Source organism: Shewanella sp. BJSY2023SW001 (assembly GCF_047314685.1).
GTDB classification, from domain to species: domain Bacteria; phylum Pseudomonadota; class Gammaproteobacteria; order Enterobacterales; family Shewanellaceae; genus Shewanella; species Shewanella indica.
Window position 1 is genome coordinate 53,134 of the sequence record NZ_JBKORF010000063.1, and the last position, 16,999, is coordinate 70,132.

The 16,999-nt window shown below is 52.1% G+C and carries 15 protein-coding genes and 1 rRNA gene; 11 read left to right on the plus strand and 5 right to left on the minus strand.

From position 1 onward, the window contains the following. Positions 1-47: 47 nt before the first annotated feature. Together ACMHXH_RS14425 and ACMHXH_RS14430 are read right to left on the minus strand one after the other, a co-directional pair. Entirely contained in the window at positions 48-1,538 is a 1,491-nt protein-coding gene (locus ACMHXH_RS14425) for an FMN-binding glutamate synthase family protein (protein ID WP_039036008.1), read from the minus strand. Between the two features lie 9 nt (positions 1,539-1,547). After that, on the minus strand, positions 1,548-2,054 hold the full coding sequence (locus ACMHXH_RS14430; protein WP_039036007.1) for a phosphoglycerate mutase family protein: 507 nt from the start codon (positions 2,052-2,054) through the stop codon (positions 1,548-1,550). A 136-nt stretch (positions 2,055-2,190) separates the two neighbouring features. Between ACMHXH_RS14430 and ACMHXH_RS14435 the strand changes: the two genes are divergently transcribed. From ACMHXH_RS14435 to ACMHXH_RS14445, 3 genes are all read left to right on the plus strand, one after another. Then, on the plus strand, positions 2,191-2,769 hold the full coding sequence (locus ACMHXH_RS14435; protein WP_039036006.1) for a DUF5610 domain-containing protein: 579 nt from the start codon (positions 2,191-2,193) through the stop codon (positions 2,767-2,769). A gap of 113 nt (positions 2,770-2,882) precedes the next feature. After that, positions 2,883-3,632, plus strand: coding sequence for a ferredoxin--NADP reductase (locus ACMHXH_RS14440; protein WP_071477160.1), 750 nt, complete (start codon positions 2,883-2,885; stop codon positions 3,630-3,632). Between the two features lie 13 nt (positions 3,633-3,645). Further along, positions 3,646-4,236 carry a glutathione S-transferase N-terminal domain-containing protein gene (locus ACMHXH_RS14445; RefSeq protein ID WP_039036004.1) on the plus strand — a complete coding sequence of 197 codons (591 nt, stop codon included), beginning with the start codon at positions 3,646-3,648 and terminating at the stop codon, positions 4,234-4,236. Here the strand turns inward: ACMHXH_RS14445 and ACMHXH_RS14450 are convergent. Further along, positions 4,198-4,653, minus strand: a complete 456-nt coding sequence (locus ACMHXH_RS14450; RefSeq protein ID WP_202932797.1) for a hypothetical protein — start codon at positions 4,651-4,653, stop codon at positions 4,198-4,200. The genes ACMHXH_RS14445 and ACMHXH_RS14450 overlap by 39 nt on opposite strands. 267 nt (positions 4,654-4,920) lie before the next feature. Here ACMHXH_RS14450 and ACMHXH_RS14455 point away from each other — a divergent pair, with 267 nt between their 5' ends. The 5 genes from ACMHXH_RS14455 (at position 4,921) to ACMHXH_RS14475 (ending at position 11,544) form a co-directional block, all read left to right on the plus strand. Further along, the gene (locus tag ACMHXH_RS14455; RefSeq protein ID WP_052248285.1) at positions 4,921-5,883 is read left to right on the plus strand and encodes a Fe(3+) ABC transporter substrate-binding protein; all 963 of its coding nucleotides are present in this window, start codon (positions 4,921-4,923) and stop codon (positions 5,881-5,883) included. 39 nt (positions 5,884-5,922) lie between these two features. After that, the gene (locus ACMHXH_RS14460; RefSeq protein ID WP_039036003.1) at positions 5,923-7,554 is read left to right on the plus strand and encodes an ABC transporter permease; all 1,632 of its coding nucleotides are present in this window, start codon (positions 5,923-5,925) and stop codon (positions 7,552-7,554) included. Next, on the plus strand, positions 7,551-8,594 hold the full coding sequence (locus ACMHXH_RS14465; protein WP_186300008.1) for an ABC transporter ATP-binding protein: 1,044 nt from the start codon (positions 7,551-7,553) through the stop codon (positions 8,592-8,594). The genes ACMHXH_RS14460 and ACMHXH_RS14465 overlap by 4 nt, the downstream gene beginning before the upstream one ends. Before the next feature lie 272 nt (positions 8,595-8,866). Next, entirely contained in the window at positions 8,867-10,510 is a 1,644-nt protein-coding gene (gene ggt / locus ACMHXH_RS14470) for a gamma-glutamyltransferase (protein WP_226685229.1), read from the plus strand. A gap of 98 nt (positions 10,511-10,608) precedes the next feature. Continuing rightward, the gene (locus ACMHXH_RS14475; protein WP_039036001.1) at positions 10,609-11,544 is read left to right on the plus strand and encodes a Dyp-type peroxidase; all 936 of its coding nucleotides are present in this window, start codon (positions 10,609-10,611) and stop codon (positions 11,542-11,544) included. 60 nt (positions 11,545-11,604) lie between these two features. Here ACMHXH_RS14475 and argR read toward each other — a convergent pair whose 3' ends face one another. Further along, positions 11,605-12,075, minus strand: coding sequence for a transcriptional regulator ArgR (gene argR / locus ACMHXH_RS14480; RefSeq protein ID WP_025012091.1), 471 nt, complete (start codon positions 12,073-12,075; stop codon positions 11,605-11,607). Between the two features lie 285 nt (positions 12,076-12,360). On the opposite strand from argR, the gene mdh reads away from it, so the two are divergent. Next, the gene (gene mdh / locus ACMHXH_RS14485; RefSeq protein ID WP_071477164.1) at positions 12,361-13,296 is read left to right on the plus strand and encodes a malate dehydrogenase; all 936 of its coding nucleotides are present in this window, start codon (positions 12,361-12,363) and stop codon (positions 13,294-13,296) included. A 77-nt stretch (positions 13,297-13,373) separates the two neighbouring features. Here mdh and ACMHXH_RS14490 read toward each other — a convergent pair whose 3' ends face one another. Further along, complete coding sequence (locus tag ACMHXH_RS14490) at positions 13,374-13,817, minus strand: DUF4124 domain-containing protein (RefSeq protein WP_071477165.1); 444 nt, start codon at positions 13,815-13,817, stop codon at positions 13,374-13,376. A gap of 90 nt (positions 13,818-13,907) precedes the next feature. Between ACMHXH_RS14490 and pssA the strand changes: the two genes are divergently transcribed. Further along, on the plus strand, positions 13,908-14,810 hold the full coding sequence (gene pssA / locus ACMHXH_RS14495) for a CDP-diacylglycerol--serine O-phosphatidyltransferase (protein WP_071477166.1): 903 nt from the start codon (positions 13,908-13,910) through the stop codon (positions 14,808-14,810). Positions 14,811-15,436: 626 nt separating this feature from the next. Then, positions 15,437-16,981: ribosomal RNA gene (locus tag ACMHXH_RS14500) — 16S ribosomal RNA — on the plus strand. Positions 16,982-16,999: the final 18 nt, after the last annotated feature.

The following is a 16,999-nucleotide window of genomic DNA, read 5'->3' on the forward strand; positions in this document are numbered from 1 at the left end:
AACGCACAATCTAACCATTATTACGCTTCGGTGACAGTGACAATACCTCATTGATCGAAGTGAGCGTAGTATTTATCCAAAGATACCGACAGGCCACTTTGGGTAACGATTCTGACGTGGCGTGGTTTGAGTTGTCTTGGGTCAGTAACCCCGCAGGAGTGGGCCAGCATCCCCAGATCATGGTGCAATGCCTTGTTGTAGTTGGCGACTCGGGTGGATTTATCCCTGGGATCCAATCCTTGTTGCAGTTTCTTGTTATGGGTGGTTATCCCGGTGGGGCAGGTATCCTTGTTGCACTGCAGCGCTTGAATACATCCCAGCGCGAACATATTCCCTCTCGCTGAGGCGGTGAAATCCGCCCCCAGCGCCAGCGCCCAGGCGACTCTGGAGGGCGTGATAAGTTTGCCTGAGGCTATCACCTTGATCCTTTGCTTCAGTCCATGCCGCCGCAGTTGATCGACCAACAGTGGCAAGCTCTCTTTCAGCGGTAGGCCAACATAGTCCATCAAGGTTTGCGGCGCTGCGCCCGTTCCGCCATCGGCGCTGTCGAGGGTGAAGAAATCGGGAGCCGAGTCATGACCGCGTTGGTTAATCTCTTCCAGAAAATCTTCCAACCAGTGAGTATCACCCAAGACCGCTTTGATCCCTGTGGGTTTGCCTGTCACCTGTCTGACTCTGGCTATCATGTCGAGAATATCGCCGACATGATGAAACTCGATATGGCCGTTGGGACTGATGGAATCCTCTCCTGCTGGGATCCCTCTAATCGCGGCTATCTCTTCGGTTACCTTTACCCCGGGAAGAATTCCCCCCTTGCCTGGCTTGGCTCCCTGACTGAGTTTGATTTCGAACATTTTCACCTGAGAGTGAGCGGCCACTTCCCTGAGCTTGTCATCATCCAGGTGCCCTTCAGCGTTGCGAACGCCATATTTGGCAGTGCCTATCTGGAATACCAGATCGCAGTTTCCCTTGAGGTGGTGGGCGCTGAGGCCGCCTTCGCCAGTGTTGAGCCAGCATCCTGCCTGGGCTGCCCCATGGGAAAGGGCGGTAACAGCTGGGCGAGAAAGAGCGCCGAAACTCATGGCGGAAATATGGCAAATGGCGCTGGTGGCAAAGGGATGTTCGCAGTCAGGGCCAATAATCACAGGTGTTGGCGGTACAACGTCTTGATCCAGCGTGGGGAAGGCGGTGTTCATAAACAGTATGCTGCCGTTGGCTTCCAGTGGCCTGGTGGAGCCGAAGGCTATGGTGCGGTCGACATTTTTCGCCGCTCGGTAGACCCAACTACGCTCGGCACGATTGAAGGGGAGTTCTTCCCGATCGAGAGCGAAAAAGTACTGGCGGAAGAATTCGCCCATTTTCTCGAAGAAATATCGGAATCGTCCGACAACAGGGTAGTTATGCCGCACCGCCTGCTTGGTTTGCATCACATCGGCGATATACATATAAGTGATTACCAAGAGTCCTAAGCCGACGACTATCAAAAACAGGCCGGAAAAGAGTTCCAGGCCCCACATAAACCAGTTTTGCTCGCGCATCTTCTATCCTTATTGACTGCCAAAGTGGCTGGTTACCAGGCCCGTGGGCCCCTGTTCTGCCAAGGTGAGAATAAAAAGTTGATCGTATTGCTGCTCATCCAAACTAACAAGGGGGCCACCGAGTGCCTTGATGATGGCCGGAATCGTATTGCTATGGCCGGCTATCAGCACATTGCCTTGGCTGGCTTTGACCGCATCAGCTATGGCATTGATGTGAACCTCCAAGCCGCCTTTGGCTGGAAACACCTCAATCCTGAGTTGTTTGGCTGTTGCAATTGGTCCCAGGGTTTCCTGAGTTCGGCGAAACTCACTCGACATCAGCCTTTGCAGTTGGGTGTCCTGTAGTGCCGCTGCCAGAGCCTCGGCTCGCGCCTTACCGGCGGCTGTCAGCCCGGGATCGCTTCCCTGAGCTTTTTCCGCGTGCCTAACCAGGAATATGGTTTGATTAGTGTTGGCGGCCTGGGACGGCAAACCAAAAAGCACTGAAAGACAAAGCAGTAGAAAAATTCTTACCATTTTTATTTTCTATCAAATACTTAAATAACATGTGGGATCATAGCCCGAGTATCGGCCTGGGTAAACAATCACTAAACTAATTGCTGAATTGGTCGATAATTAACCTGGGACACGCTTTTCATACGAGGAAACCAAGATGGAAATCCGCAATCATGGCGCTCAGGTCTCTGAGGTGGCCAAGGATAAGACCCAACAACTGGATGGTAATCATGGCAAGGCGGTATCTGAAGTCGCCAGTAGCAAGAGCATCCGCCATGTCAGTCAGCAGTTGATGAATAACGCTATTCTGGCGGCGCAGGAGGAGGTAAGTCTCAATAGTGGCAACGAACCCATGAGTCTCTTGTATCGCGCCGCGATTGAGGCCATCAATGAAGAACTGGCACCCTACATGGGTGAAAATGCCCTGCAGCAGGTGCAGGAGCAGCAGATAGATACTTCTCCCGAGGCCACGGCCGACAGAATTGTTAGCTTTGCGACTCAGTTCTTCAGTGTCTACCAGCAGCAAAATTCCAGCATGGACTTTGACAGTCAGCTGTCCGGTTTTATGGACGTTATCGGCGGCGCCATAGATCAGGGCTTTAAAGAGGCGACGGATATCCTCTCCGGGCTCAAGGTGCTGGAAGGCGAAATCAAGACTGGGGTGGATGAAACTTACGCTCTGGTACAGCAAGGGTTGCAGGCATTCAGAGATAGCTTTAGCACAGAGCAGGAATAATCGAGATCATGCGAAATCTTACCTGCAGATAACCCCCTCACTATGAGGGGTTTTTGTTGGTTGAATATGGGGTTATGCTGCAATAATCGTCTTGTGTTACCTAAGGAGAAGCTATGTGGACTGAAGGTCGGGTCATTGAGCGTATCGATTGGAACAGCAAGTTATTCAGCCTGAGGATTGCCGCCGAGATAGCACCGTTTATTGCCGGCCAGTTTATCAAGCTCAGTCAGCTGCGGGATGATAAACGTATCGCCCGGGCCTATTCGCTGGTGAATGCCCCTGGGACTGACTATCTTGAAATACTGGCGGTGGCGGTAGATCAAGGCCAGTTGTCACCGGATCTGCAATCTTTGCAGCCGGGTGACAGTATTAGCGTGACAGACAAAGCCACCGGCTTTATGACTTTGGATGAGATCCCAAAAGGAGAATTACAGGGGCGTCACCTGTGGTTTTTGGCAACAGGTACGGCTGTGGGGCCGTTTCTTTCCATGTTGGATACTCCTGAGCCTTGGCAGCGGTTTGATAAGGTGGTTCTGGTTTACGGGGTAAGAGAAGCGCAGGATCTTGCCTATCTCGATAAGATCCGCGGCTATCAACAGGCCTATCCCGAGCAATTTGTGTTTGTGCCCTGTGTCACTCGTGAAGATTTTGATGGTGCGTTGCGTTGTCGCATCCCGGATGGCCTGCAAAGTGGTGAGATAGAGGCCAAGGCCGGGCTGAACATAAGTGCAAAGGACTCGCAATTGATGCTTTGTGGTAATCCCGGGATGATCCAGGGGGCTACGGCGGCACTTATCGATAAAGGCTTGGCCAAAAACCTGCGCCGGGCCCCAGGACAGATAACAGTCGAAAAATACTGGTAACAGGAGAGTCTGGATGCAGCTCTATTACTCTACAGCTTCGCCTTATGCCCGCGTGGTCAGGGTTATTGCCCGCGAGCTGGGTTTGGCGTTGGATGAAAAGCTGGTCAATCCTTTCGATAACAGTGACGAGTTACTGTCGGTTAACCCTTTGGGGAAAATTCCCTGTCTGCTTTTGGATGATGGCGCCGCACTGTTCGACAGCGAAGTCATAGCTCGCTTTCTGGACGACAAATTCGGCCAGAATTGTTTCTTTGGACCACCCGGAAACTGGGCTTATGAGTGCCAGTTCTCGCTGCTCAAAGGCGCGCTGGATAGCGCCGTTGGCTTAAGGCAGGAACAGATGCGTGAAGAGGAGGGGGTTCGTTCATCTTTCTGGAGCGGCCGTTTCGAGCAGGCCCTGCTCAGAGCCTTAATGGAGGTGGAGCGTCAGGGAATTATTGCGAGCGGCCCACTCGATGCCAGACAGGTACTGCTGTTGGTGCTACTCGAATACCTTGATTTTCGTCATCCGGATCTCGACTGGCGTAAAGTGGCACCGGCCTTGGCATACTGGCTGGAATCGGCATCAATCAGGCAGAGTTTCCGAGATACTCGTCCTGGGTGATTTCTCGGTGATTTGCGGTTTGGCCAAGTCCGAGTAACGCCTGCCCTTGGGGTGGGTTCTGCGGTTGGTTTCACCGAAGACGCCATAGAGGTCACGGCTCATGCCATAGTCCAGTCGCCGATCGCTGAAGGGAACTCTTCTGTCTTCATGATGTTGATACTTGCAGTCGCATTGGCTGCAGTCACATTCCGCCAAGGGGAGCCGGGGCGCCTCCTTTGACAGAAAACGCTTGCCTTCAAGCGCTCTTATCGCTTGGCAGGCATTTGGCGTCAACACTATGGAGACACAGTGATATTGTTTCTCTTTGGGGGCAGAGGGTCTGTCCTGCCGACGCTTTTCAGGTCTTAACCTGTGACGGAACAGAAACAAGATCAGTAGCAAAGACACCACAGCCAGCAGGATTTCCAAAATATCCAAGATACTTCCTCTCTCCATGTATAAGTTTTAAGGTTCAGTTTAGTTTAGTTTGCGACAATTTGGCCGATTCCAATTGCTTTGCTCCCAGCCACTGCCATTCTGTCTGTTTTCATCTGTATTCCCCTTGTCAGAATTTTTGCATTAGGCTGAAAATAAAGTTGATTAGAAATAGTTCTCATTAAATTACTCATCCAACATGAGGTACTGAATAATATGAGCTACAAGACAGGTCTGATACTTGGCAGTGCGTTGGCCGCATCCAGCTTGATGTTGCCGGTGGTTGCCGCCGATGAGGTGACGGTTTATTCCTATCGTCAGGAGTTTTTGGTCAAGCCCATTCTGGATGACTTCAGTCAGGCTACCGGGGTGAAGGTTAATTTTGTGTTTGCCAAAGATGGCATTGCCGATAGATTGGCCCGTGAAGGACGCTTATCACCGGCGGATCTGGTGCTGACGTCTGACTTTTCCCGCTTGCAGGAATTGGTGGACAAGCAGTTGGTCAAACAGGTGGAAAGTGACACACTCAAGCAGAATATTCCGGCCCAATACCGGGATCCCGAAGGAAACTGGTATGCCCTGACTATGAGGGTGCGTAATCTCTATTCCAGCAAGGAGCGCCTCGGGCCGCTGACAATCAACTATGAAGACCTGGCCGATGCCCGTTACAAGGGTAAGGTGTGTATGCGTAGTGGCAAGCATCCCTACAACATAGCGCTGGTGGCCTCCATGATAGCCCACCACGGTGAAGCTGATGCCAAGAGTTGGCTTCAGGGACTGAAGAGTAACTTGGCCCGTAAGCCTCAGGGTAACGATAGGGCGCAGGTGCAGGCGGTAAAAGAAGGTTTGTGTGATATCGCCATCGGCAACAGTTATTACTACGGCAAGATGCTGCAAGATCCCAAACAGCGGCCATGGGCCGAAGCGGCGGTGATCAACTTCCCGAATCAGGAAAATCGTGGTGCCCATATCAATGTCTCGGGTATGGCGCTGGCCAAGCATGCGCCTAACTCGGCCGATGCCCTCAAACTGATGGAGTATCTGTCTTCGGATGCCGCCCAACAGAGCTATGCTGAGGTCAATATGGAATATCCGGTCAAGGCCGATGTGCCTGTCTCAGAGTTGGTGGCATCCTGGGGAGACTTTAAAGCCGATGATTTGCCTGTCTACAAGTTGGCAGAGCATCATCAGGCGGCGCTGAGACTGCTCGATGAGGTTAAGTTTGATCTCTGAGCTTGAAGGCGTTTCTGCAAAGGCTATGGGGGAATAGCTGTGATCCTGACCTTCTCCAGGGGCTGGTCGTGGGCGGGGTTTATCGTCTGCGGCTTAATGGTGGCGCCGTTGCTGGCGCTGGTCATGCAGGCGTTTGAACCGGGTGAAACCCGCTTTGGGCAGATGTTTGCCACTGTGTTGCCGTCATACATAGCCAATACTTTTTGGCTGATGTTGGGAGTGAGTGTCGGCAGTCTGCTTTTGGCGGTGCCTGCTGCCTGGCTGGTGGCGCGCTGTGAATTTCGCGGCAGGCGCCTGTTCCAGTGGGCTCTGTTGTTGCCGCTGGCCATGCCGGCCTATATTGTCGCTTATGTGTATACCGATTTACTGGATTATGCCGGGCCTGTGCAGCGTTTTTTACGCGCAAGTTTTGGTTGGCAATCGGTAACCGACTACTGGTTTCCCGATATTCGAACTCTGGGCGGCGCCACTGTGATGTTGTCGCTGGTGCTCTTCCCTTATGTTTACCTCTTGGGGCGCACCGCGTTTCTGGAGCAGTCCTTAAGTTTGCAGCATGCGGCCAAGGTAATGGGCTGCTCGCCATGGCAGAGTTTCTGGCGTTTGTCGCTGCCAATGGCGCGCCCGGCGCTGGCGGCCGGTGTCGCCCTGGTGGCCATGGAAACCATGGCTGACTTGGCGACGGTCAATTATTTTGCGGTATCCACCCTGACCACGGCTGTCTACGATACCTGGCGAGCCTATGGTGACTTGGCGGCCGCGGCTAAAATTTCGCTATTGATGTTGCTTGGTGTTTTTACTCTGTTTGCGCTGGAGCGTATGGCGAGGCGTAAACAACAATTATTTCAAAAGCAGCTGTTGCTTGAGGCGCCGGAGCCTTACCGGCTTAAAGGTTGGCGTGAGTGGTTGGCGCTCGGCTACTGCTCGCTGTTGCTGCTGCTGGCCTTTGTTTTGCCATTTGTCATTCTCGGCAGTTACGCCTTGGATTACTGGCAGCAGAGCTGGAACAGTGACTTTTGGCAGTACAGTCTCAACAGCCTAACGGTTGCCGCCATCAGCAGTGTATTGTGTTTGCTTTTGGCTATCCTCTTGGTGTTCATTCGCCGCCTGAGCCCGCGAAAGTGGGACATGCTGCCATCCCGTCTGGTCAGTACCGGCTATGCACTGCCGGGCACTGTGCTGGCGATTGCCGTGCTTATTCCGCTGACCTGGCTCGATTTCAGAATCGATGATCTCTACGCTCTGTTCGAGCGTCAAGGCCCGGGGCTCTTGTTCACCGGCAGTATCGCCGCCCTGGTGCTGGCGTTTTGTATTCGCTTTGCCGCCATCGCCATCGGCAGCATAGAGAGCAGTTACAAACGGCTGTCGCCTTCTCTTGACATGGCGGCCATCAGCCTGGGCAAGACACCGGGTAAAGTACTGGCATTAATCCATCTGCCACTGCTGCGCAGCGGTATTTTTGCCGCTCTGCTGCTGGTATTTATCGAGGCGATGAAAGAGTTGCCGGCTGCCTTGTTGCTAAGCCCTGTCGGGTTTCACAACCTGGCCACCCAAGTGTTCCAATACGTCTCCGATGAGCAGTTGGAGCAGGGGGCGTTGGCGGCTATTGTTATTGTGTTGGTGGGGCTGGTGCCCTTGATTTATCTCAACCGTTCGCTGGAGCAAAACAACTGATGTCGACCCTGAGTGTCAAGCAACTCCATAGCCATTATGGCGCCCAGCAGGTGCTCAAAGGGCTGAGCATTACTTTGCAAGCCGGTGAAATTGCCGCCCTGCTCGGACCCAGTGGTTGTGGTAAAACGACTCTGCTCAGAGCCATTGCCGGACTGCAGCCGGTCTCCGCCGGTGAAATTCATATCAGCGGCCGTGCAGTAACCACGGATAAGCTGCAGGTTCCTGGAGAGGAGCGTGGCGTGGGGATGATCTTTCAGGACTATGCCCTGTTTCCCCACTTGACGGTCGCGCAGAATATCCTCTTTGGTGTCAAGGGGTTGAACAAGGCGCAGCGCCTGAGCCGGCTCGAGGAGATGTTGGATTTGGTCAAGCTCCCGGGGCTTGGTGAACGGTATCCCCACGAGTTGTCCGGCGGTCAACAACAGAGGGTGTCGATTGCCAGGGCGCTTGCCTATGAACCTGAACTGCTGTTGTTGGATGAACCCTTCTCCAATATAGACGCCCAGGTACGCGGCGAGCTGATGCTGGAGATTCGCGCGATCCTCAAGAGCCGTAACGTCAGCGCCGTATTTGTGACCCACAGTAAGGATGAGGCCTTTGTTTTTGCCGATACCCTGGCGCTGTTTGAAGATGGAAAAATAGTGCAGCAAGGCAGTGCCGAAACTCTCTATGCCAACCCGGTCAATCGCTATGTGGCGGACTTTCTCGGCAGTGGTAATTATCTTAAGGCCAAGGTCAGCTGCGAGCACTGTGTCGATACTCAAATCGGCCGCCTTAAGAGCTCTTTGCCCCATGGTTTGCCACTGAACTGGCAGGGTGAGTTGTTGCTGCGGCCACAGCAGTTGGAGTTACAACCCGACGAACAGGGGCTGGCCGTGGTTACCGAGCGGCGTTTTCTGGGCAATGTTTGCCATTATGATGTGCAGCAAGAGGGCGTCACTCTAGAGGTCCGTAGTCATCAGGTACAGTTTTCTCCAGGGCAGAGAGTCAGGCTGTCGACACTGGAACATCCGCTGGTGTTGTTCGGTAATGGCTGTTAACAACAATTGTTTCATAAGTTTGCTGTGGGTGATAATTTGTTTGTCTCTGTGTTATACCAAACAATCGGTTTGATTGAATTCACCATAGGTATTCACTGAACCCCGGACTCGCCCATGCGCCGCTCCGGGATGAGAGCGGAGGCGAGATGCATAACCACAGCAATAATAAAATGCAGGACGCACAAGGGATACGGAATATCAGCAACAGCTCATGTCGTCAGCTGTTACTCGGCGTCATCGGGAGTTTGGCTGTTTGCTGCAGCACGGGAAGCATGGCGATGGATAGAATCACGGGCGCGGCCTTTGCGAGCCGCTCTGAAGTCTATGCGGTTAATGGTATGGCGGCAACCAGCCAACCACTGGCGACTCAGGTGGCGGTCGATATTCTCAAACAAGGTGGCAGCGCCGTGGATGCCGCGATTGCCGCCAATGCCATGCTGGGGTTGGTGGAGCCTACTGGTTCTGGCATAGGCGGCGATCTTTTTGCCATTGTCTGGAGCGCCAAAGAGCAGCGGCTCTATGGGCTTAATGCCTCTGGCCGCAGTCCGGCTTCTCTGACGCTGGAGATGCTCAAGGCAAAAGGGCTTGAGCATCTGCCGCCTTATGGACCTTTGCCCGTATCCGTGCCCGGTGCCGTGGATGGCTGGTATGAACTGCATGACAAGTTCGGCAAATTGCCCATGAAGGATAACCTGGCGCCGGCTATTCATTATGCCCGTGAAGGATTTCCGGTTTCCGAGCTCATCGCCTTCTATCTGGCGCGAAGCGGTGACAAGCTGGCCAAATACCCGGGGTTTAAAGAAACCTATATGCCAGGCGGCCGCATGCCGGCCGTCGGTGAATTGTTTCGAAATCCGGCTTTGGCCAACAGCTATGAAAAAATTGCCAAGGGGGGCAGGGACGTCTTTTACAAAGGAGAGATAGCCCGCAGTATTGCCGCCTATATGCAACAACAGGGCGGTTATCTTTCCTATGAAGATCTCGCTTCTCACAAGAGTGAGTGGGTTGAACCTGTATCGGTTAATTATCGGGGCTATGATATCTGGGAGCTGCCCCCCAACGGCCAGGGGATAGCGGCACTGCAGATCCTTAAAACCCTGGAGCCATTTAATCTCAAGGCCATGGGGCTGGACAGCGCCGAATATGTGCATCATTTCGTGGAAGCAAAAAAGCTGGCGTTTGCCGACCGAGCCAAGTTCTACGCTGACATGGACTTTGCCAAAGTGCCGGTAGCGTCACTTATCTCCAAAGAATACAACTACGCCAGAGCCAAGCTTATCGATGCTGACAAAGCCGCCGCCAGTGTTGAGCCGGGTAATCCCAATCTTTTACACGGTGATACCATCTATCTCACTACCGCCGATAAAGAAGGCAATATGGTGTCCCTCATCCAGAGCAATTATCGTGGCATGGGCTCAGGCATGACGCCTCCGGATTTGGGATTTGTGCTTCAGGACAGAGGCCAACTGTTTGATCTCACTCCCGGGCGTGCCAATTCCTATGCACCGGGTAAAAGACCGTTTCATACCATAATTCCGGCCTTTGTCACCAAAGATGGCAAGCCCTGGCTCAGCTTTGGTGTCATGGGGGGAGCCACCCAACCCCAGATGCATGCCCAGATCATGATTAATCTGATTGATTTTGGCCTCAACCTGCAGGAGGCGGGCGATGCTCCGAGAATATTGCATACAGGTTCCAGCCAACCGACCGGCGAGCAGATGACAGATGGCGGTTATATCAGCCTCGAGTCGGGCTTTTCCATGGAAACCCGCCGTGAGCTGATGAAAAAGGGGCATACTTTAAGTGATTCTCTCGGGGCTTTCGGTGGTTATCAGGCCATAGGCGTTAATGTTGAAAGTGGCGTTTATCGGGGAGCGTCCGAGTCCCGTAAAGACGGACAAGCATCAGGTTATTGAAAGTAATCGGCAAAAACGTGCGTGAGCTAATTCAAATTAATGCTCAAGTTGCGGATAATAAGGCCGAAGATGAATTAATCTGAAAGGGTAGATTGCAAATGGATACACAGGTTATGCCACGGGAACAGCTGGGGATCTGCGCAGAGGGAAATCTGCACAGTGTTTATCTGATGTTCAATGCCAACGAAGGCGGGGAGTCACAACTGCGCCCTTGTCTGGCCAATGTTGCCCAGTATTTGTATGAGCTGGCAGATCAGTATGCCGACAGTGCCTTTAATGCCTTTGTGGCGATTGGTGCCAACTTTTGGGATCACCTCTATCCGGGAAGCAGACCGGCTGAACTCAAGCCATTCCCCGCGATGGAGTCGGGTAACCGGGATGCGCCGGCGATAGAGTTCGATATCTTTATTCACCTGCGTTGTGATCGCCTGGATATTCTTCATCTGGTGGCCAATGAGGTCAACGAAATGCTGGAAGGGTTGGCCGAACTGGAGGAGGAGGAGCGCGGGTTCCGCTTTATGGACAGCCGCGATCTGACCGGTTTTGTCGATGGCACAGAAAACCCCAAGGGCAGAGGTCGTCAAGCTGTGGCCCTGGTAGGGGATGAAGACGATGCATTTCGCGGCGGTAGCTACATTCATGTACAGAAATATGTCCACAATTTGAGTAAGTGGCACAGACTGCCGCAGAAAAAGCAGGAAGACATCATAGGTCGCACCAAGCAGGACAACATAGAGTACGCCTCGGAAGACAAACCGCTGACGGCGCATATCAAGCGGGTAAATCTCAAGTATGACAATGGTGAGTCGATGGAGATCCTGCGTCAGAGCATGCCCTATGGTTCAGTCAAACAACAGGGATTGATGTTTATCTCTACTTGTAAGACACCAAGCCATTTCGAAAAGATGCTTCACAGTATGGTTTTCGGTGACGGAGAAGGACACCATGATCACCTGATGCACTTTACTCAGGCGGTAACAGGTTCCTCTTTCTTTGCCCCATCTCTGGATTTTATGATCCAGTTTGATGATTAATAACGCGATAGCGACAAAAACGCCCCTCATTGAGGGGCGTTTTTTTATGAAATGTTCAACTTAGTCTGTGTAATTGAACAGTGATTTGACTGTTTCCAGCGTTTCATCAATGGTCTTGATGCTGGAAGGGCAGATAAAGATAGTATCATCACCGGCAATAGTGCCCAGAATACCTTCTGGCTTGCCGATGGAGTCCAACAGCCTGGCAATTAACTGCGCCGCCCCCGGGCTGGTACGTACCACTATCATGGCTTGGTTATGATCCACATCCAATACCAGATTCTTCAGTGGGCTGCCGGCAGTTGGCACCCCAAGTTCGGCCGGTAAGCAGTAGACCATCTCCTGCTTGGCGTTACGGGTGCGCACGGCACCGAACTTGCTCAGCATGCGCGAGACTTTGGACTGGTTGATATTGGCAAAGCCTTCGGCTTGCAGTGCATTGACTATTTCACTCTGGGAGCCGAAGCGCTCCTCTTTAAGCAGAGCCTTGAAGGTTCTGATTAGCTCATCCTGATTTTTGCTTGCTTGCATTATCTTCTTCTGTCGTTATTCAGAAAATCTCGCTCATTCTGCATATCAAACGGGTAAGTGTCAACAAATACCCAAGATGCCTGCATAAAAATGCAGTTTGGGTCATTTGTTGGGTAAAAGAAGCCTCAGTAGGCGAGAGCAAATGCTGAAGTTAATTCAGCTTTTGATGAAGCAGAGTCATATGACTAAGGGATAATTGCTATTTTTGTGACGATCCTTTAATGTTGCGCCATCACAGAATTAGATCTATGTCACACATAATTCCGAGAATTGACGGAGATAACTATGAAAGTTGCTGTACTAGGTGCTGCTGGTGGTATTGGCCAGGCTCTTGCCCTTCTGTTGAAAACCCAATTACCTGCCGGCTCTCAGCTGTCACTCTATGATATCGCCCCCGTAACGCCTGGGGTTGCCGTGGATCTGAGTCATATCCCGACAGCAGTTGAAGTTAAAGGTTTTGCCGGTGAAGACCCAACACCTGCACTGGAAGGTGCTGATGTGGTGCTGATCTCTGCCGGTGTTGCCCGTAAGCCTGGCATGGATCGTTCTGATCTGTTCAATATCAATGCCGGTATCGTCCGTAACCTGATTGAAAAGGTGGCTGCGACTTGTCCCAAGGCGCTGATCGGTATCATCACCAACCCAGTGAACACCACTGTGGCCATTGCGGCTGAAGTACTGAAAAAAGCCGGTGTTTACGACAAGAACCGTCTATTCGGTGTGACGACTCTCGATGTCATCCGCTCTGAAACCTTTATCGCCGAAGCCAAAGGGTTGAATGTTGCCGATGTTAAAGTCAATGTGATTGGCGGCCACAGCGGTGTGACCATTCTGCCTCTGTTGTCTCAGGTTGAAGGTGTCAGCTTCTCCGATGAAGAAGTTGCTGCCCTGACCAAGCGTATTCAAAACGCCGGTACTGAAGTGGTTGAAGCCAAAGCCGGTGGCGGCAGCGCGACTCTGTCCATGGGCCAGGCCGCTTTCCGTTTCGGTCTGTCGCTGATCCGCGGTCTGCAGGGTGAAGCCAATGTGATCGAGTGCGCCTATGTAGACGGTGGCAGTGAACACGCTGAATTTTTTGCCCAGCCAGTGGTACTCGGCAAAAATGGTATCGAAAAGGTTTTGCCATATGGTGAACTGAGCGCGTTTGAAGCCAACGCCCGTGATGCCATGCTGGATACCTTGAAGGCGGATATCAAACTGGGTGTAGACTTCGTTAAGTAAGTCGACTCCGGGAATAACAAGGAGCGCTTCGGCGCTCCTTTTTGCTACTAGAACCTATTCTACTCTGGCCTTGCTGGCTAGTTTCTTTGGCAAAACAGCCGAATTCTTTCCTGCTGCTCCTTTATCTGCGCCTGCCGTTCTTCTTCAGTCATCTTAATCATTTCACCTGAGACATCATCTTTACGTTGTAGCCTGGTGTGGGTATTGAGGACATCCAATTGGAATTTGGCCTTATCGCATATAGCCTGAGCCTGGACTGCATCTTTCTCCTTGAGCAATTTGGCCTGTTTCTCAGACTCAGTCTCCAGCACAATGTCATCTTTTCGCTGCGGCGCGACCGTGCCGATTCTGGCGGGTTGCAGATTTTGGCTGTCCAGTTCGGTGGCTTGCTGTTGTGGCGGCGGCTCCTGGCTGTAGTGGGTGACGCCATTTTCATCGACCCAAGTATAAATGGGGGTTGCCGAGGCAGCGTTGGCTCCGAGTAATGCCAGCAGAGCCATAAATAGGCTGATCCTTATCATTGTTTGTTTCCGTTTCTGCAGGGTGAGCTTGTCTGAGCAAGTGTGTTATCTTTGCCGTTATGAGTTTGATTACACCATCAGGTTAAGTGTATGCAAAATTTATCCAAGCCAACAATAAAAACCCGTGGTATCTATCTGTTACCCAATCTGATGACAACGGCAGGATTGTTCTCGGGCTTCTATGCTGTTATCGCTTCCATGAATGGGCACTTTGAGGCATCGGCTATTGCTGTGTTTGTTGCCATGTTATTTGATGGACTGGATGGTCGTCTGGCGCGTTTGACCAACACTCAGAGTGCCTTTGGTGCCGAGTACGACTCGATGGCAGATATGGTGTCCTTCGGTATGGCTCCGGCCTTGATAGCCTATAACTGGGGGCTTTCTGAATTGGGCAAAATAGGTTGGTTGGCGGCGTTTATCTATTGCGCCGGGGCTGCCTTGCGTCTGGCGCGCTTCAATACCCAAGTAGGAGTGGCCGATAAACGTTTCTTCCAAGGGCTTGCCAGTCCGGCCGCAGCGGCTCTTATTGCCGGCAGTGTCTGGCTGGGGCAGGGCTACGGCGTCTCAGGGCATGATATAGGTATATTGGTGGCTCTGGTCACGGCCGTTGCCGGTCTGTTGATGGTGAGTAATTTCCGCTATCACTCCTTTAAAGAAGTCGATTGGCGTGGCAAGGTGAACTTCCTGGTGATTCTGCTGGTAGTGGCCGTATTTGTGGTGATCTCGGTCGAACCTGCATTAATTCTCTGTCTGCTGTTTTATCTCTATGCTCTCTCGGGGCCTGTGGTTACCATTCGCAGCGTTAGAAAACTCAAGGTGTCTCACGTTTTGGGTGATGACGATGAGACAGATGACAGTGATGGCAAAGCATCAAGTGCAGAGGGTTCTCCCACTTCCCATGCCCGAGATAATAGAGATAGCGATAACAAAGAAAGCGCCGAAGAAAAAGAAGATACGGGAGATAAAGCGAGTCTAGACAAGCTCAAGTCATGATTCTCTCGTGATAATGATAACTTTGGGCTGCCATTTCAAAAGGCTTTTACTCTGCAAAGCGGCGAAATATGTGCTAAACCTAGATCCCACCTTGAGTGAAATAGCCTTTTGACGAGCAACTCAGGTTAGTGAGCAAGTCAGTTTGCATAGCCATCTCAGTTGGTTCAAGTTACTCATCGAGATGAAAAGGGACTTTAGGGTAATGTCTGTGTTGCTTAAAAGTTGACAGTAACCTGGTAATGCCTAAATAGTGTTCGCTTGGTGTGGTTTTGCAAAAATCCCCCTTGCACAAAAGTTCAGGCTCCCTATAATGCGCTCCCACTGACACGGCACAGCGGCAACGCGAAAGACGTGACAGGGTCGAAGAAAAGAGGCTCTTGAGTCCTTTCAACGACAGGCGAAAAAAGATGGTAAATACCTCTTGACGCCGCAACAGGAAAGCGTAGAATACGCAGCCCTGACCCGATGACCACAGCGTCTAAGGGATTGCTCTTTAACAAGATAAACAAGCAAATCTGTGTGGACACTCACAGGCATTGAGAAATCGACAAAACGATTTAACTCGATGAAGAGTGTTCATACGAACAGAATTCATTGAGTCGATTCTTCGGAATCAACCAAAACTTTAATTGAAGAGTTTGATCATGGCTCAGATTGAACGCTGGCGGCAGGCCTAACACATGCAAGTCGAGCGGTAACATTTCAAAAGCTTGCTTTTGAAGATGACGAGCGGCGGACGGGTGAGTAATGCCTGGGAATTTGCCCATTTGTGGGGGATAACAGTTGGAAACGACTGCTAATACCGCATACGCCCTACGGGGGAAAGCAGGGGACCTTCGGGCCTTGCGCTGATGGATAAGCCCAGGTGGGATTAGCTAGTAGGTGAGGTAATGGCTCACCTAGGCAACGATCCCTAGCTGGTCTGAGAGGATGATCAGCCACACTGGGACTGAGACACGGCCCAGACTCCTACGGGAGGCAGCAGTGGGGAATATTGCACAATGGGGGAAACCCTGATGCAGCCATGCCGCGTGTGTGAAGAAGGCCTTCGGGTTGTAAAGCACTTTCAGCGAGGAGGAAAGGGTGTAAGTTAATACCTTACATCTGTGACGTTACTCGCAGAAGAAGCACCGGCTAACTCCGTGCCAGCAGCCGCGGTAATACGGAGGGTGCGAGCGTTAATCGGAATTACTGGGCGTAAAGCGTGCGCAGGCGGTTTGTTAAGCGAGATGTGAAAGCCCCGGGCTCAACCTGGGAACCGCATTTCGAACTGGCAAACTAGAGTCTTGTAGAGGGGGGTAGAATTCCAGGTGTAGCGGTGAAATGCGTAGAGATCTGGAGGAATACCGGTGGCGAAGGCGGCCCCCTGGACAAAGACTGACGCTCAGGCACGAAAGCGTGGGGAGCAAACAGGATTAGATACCCTGGTAGTCCACGCCGTAAACGATGTCTACTCGGAGTTTGGTGTCTTGAACACTGGGCTCTCAAGCTAACGCATTAAGTAGACCGCCTGGGGAGTACGGCCGCAAGGTTAAAACTCAAATGAATTGACGGGGGCCCGCACAAGCGGTGGAGCATGTGGTTTAATTCGATGCAACGCGAAGAACCTTACCTACTCTTGACATCCAGAGAACTTTCCAGAGATGGATTGGTGCCTTCGGGAACTCTGAGACAGGTGCTGCATGGCTGTCGTCAGCTCGTGTTGTGAAATGTTGGGTTAAGTCCCGCAACGAGCGCAACCCCTATCCTTACTTGCCAGCGGGTAATGCCGGGAACTTTAGGGAGACTGCCGGTGATAAACCGGAGGAAGGTGGGGACGACGTCAAGTCATCATGGCCCTTACGAGTAGGGCTACACACGTGCTACAATGGTCGGTACAGAGGGTTGCGAAGCCGCGAGGTGGAGCTAATCTCATAAAGCCGGTCGTAGTCCGGATTGGAGTCTGCAACTCGACTCCATGAAGTCGGAATCGCTAGTAATCGTGGATCAGAATGCCACGGTGAATACGTTCCCGGGCCTTGTACACACCGCCCGTCACACCATGGGAGTGGGCTGCACCAGAAGTAGATAGCTTAACCTTCGGGAGGGCGTTTACCACGGTGTGGTTCATGACTGGGGTGAAGTCGTAACAAGGTAGCCCTAGGGGAACCTGGGGCTGGATCACCTCCTTACCTAAGCGATAATTGGTG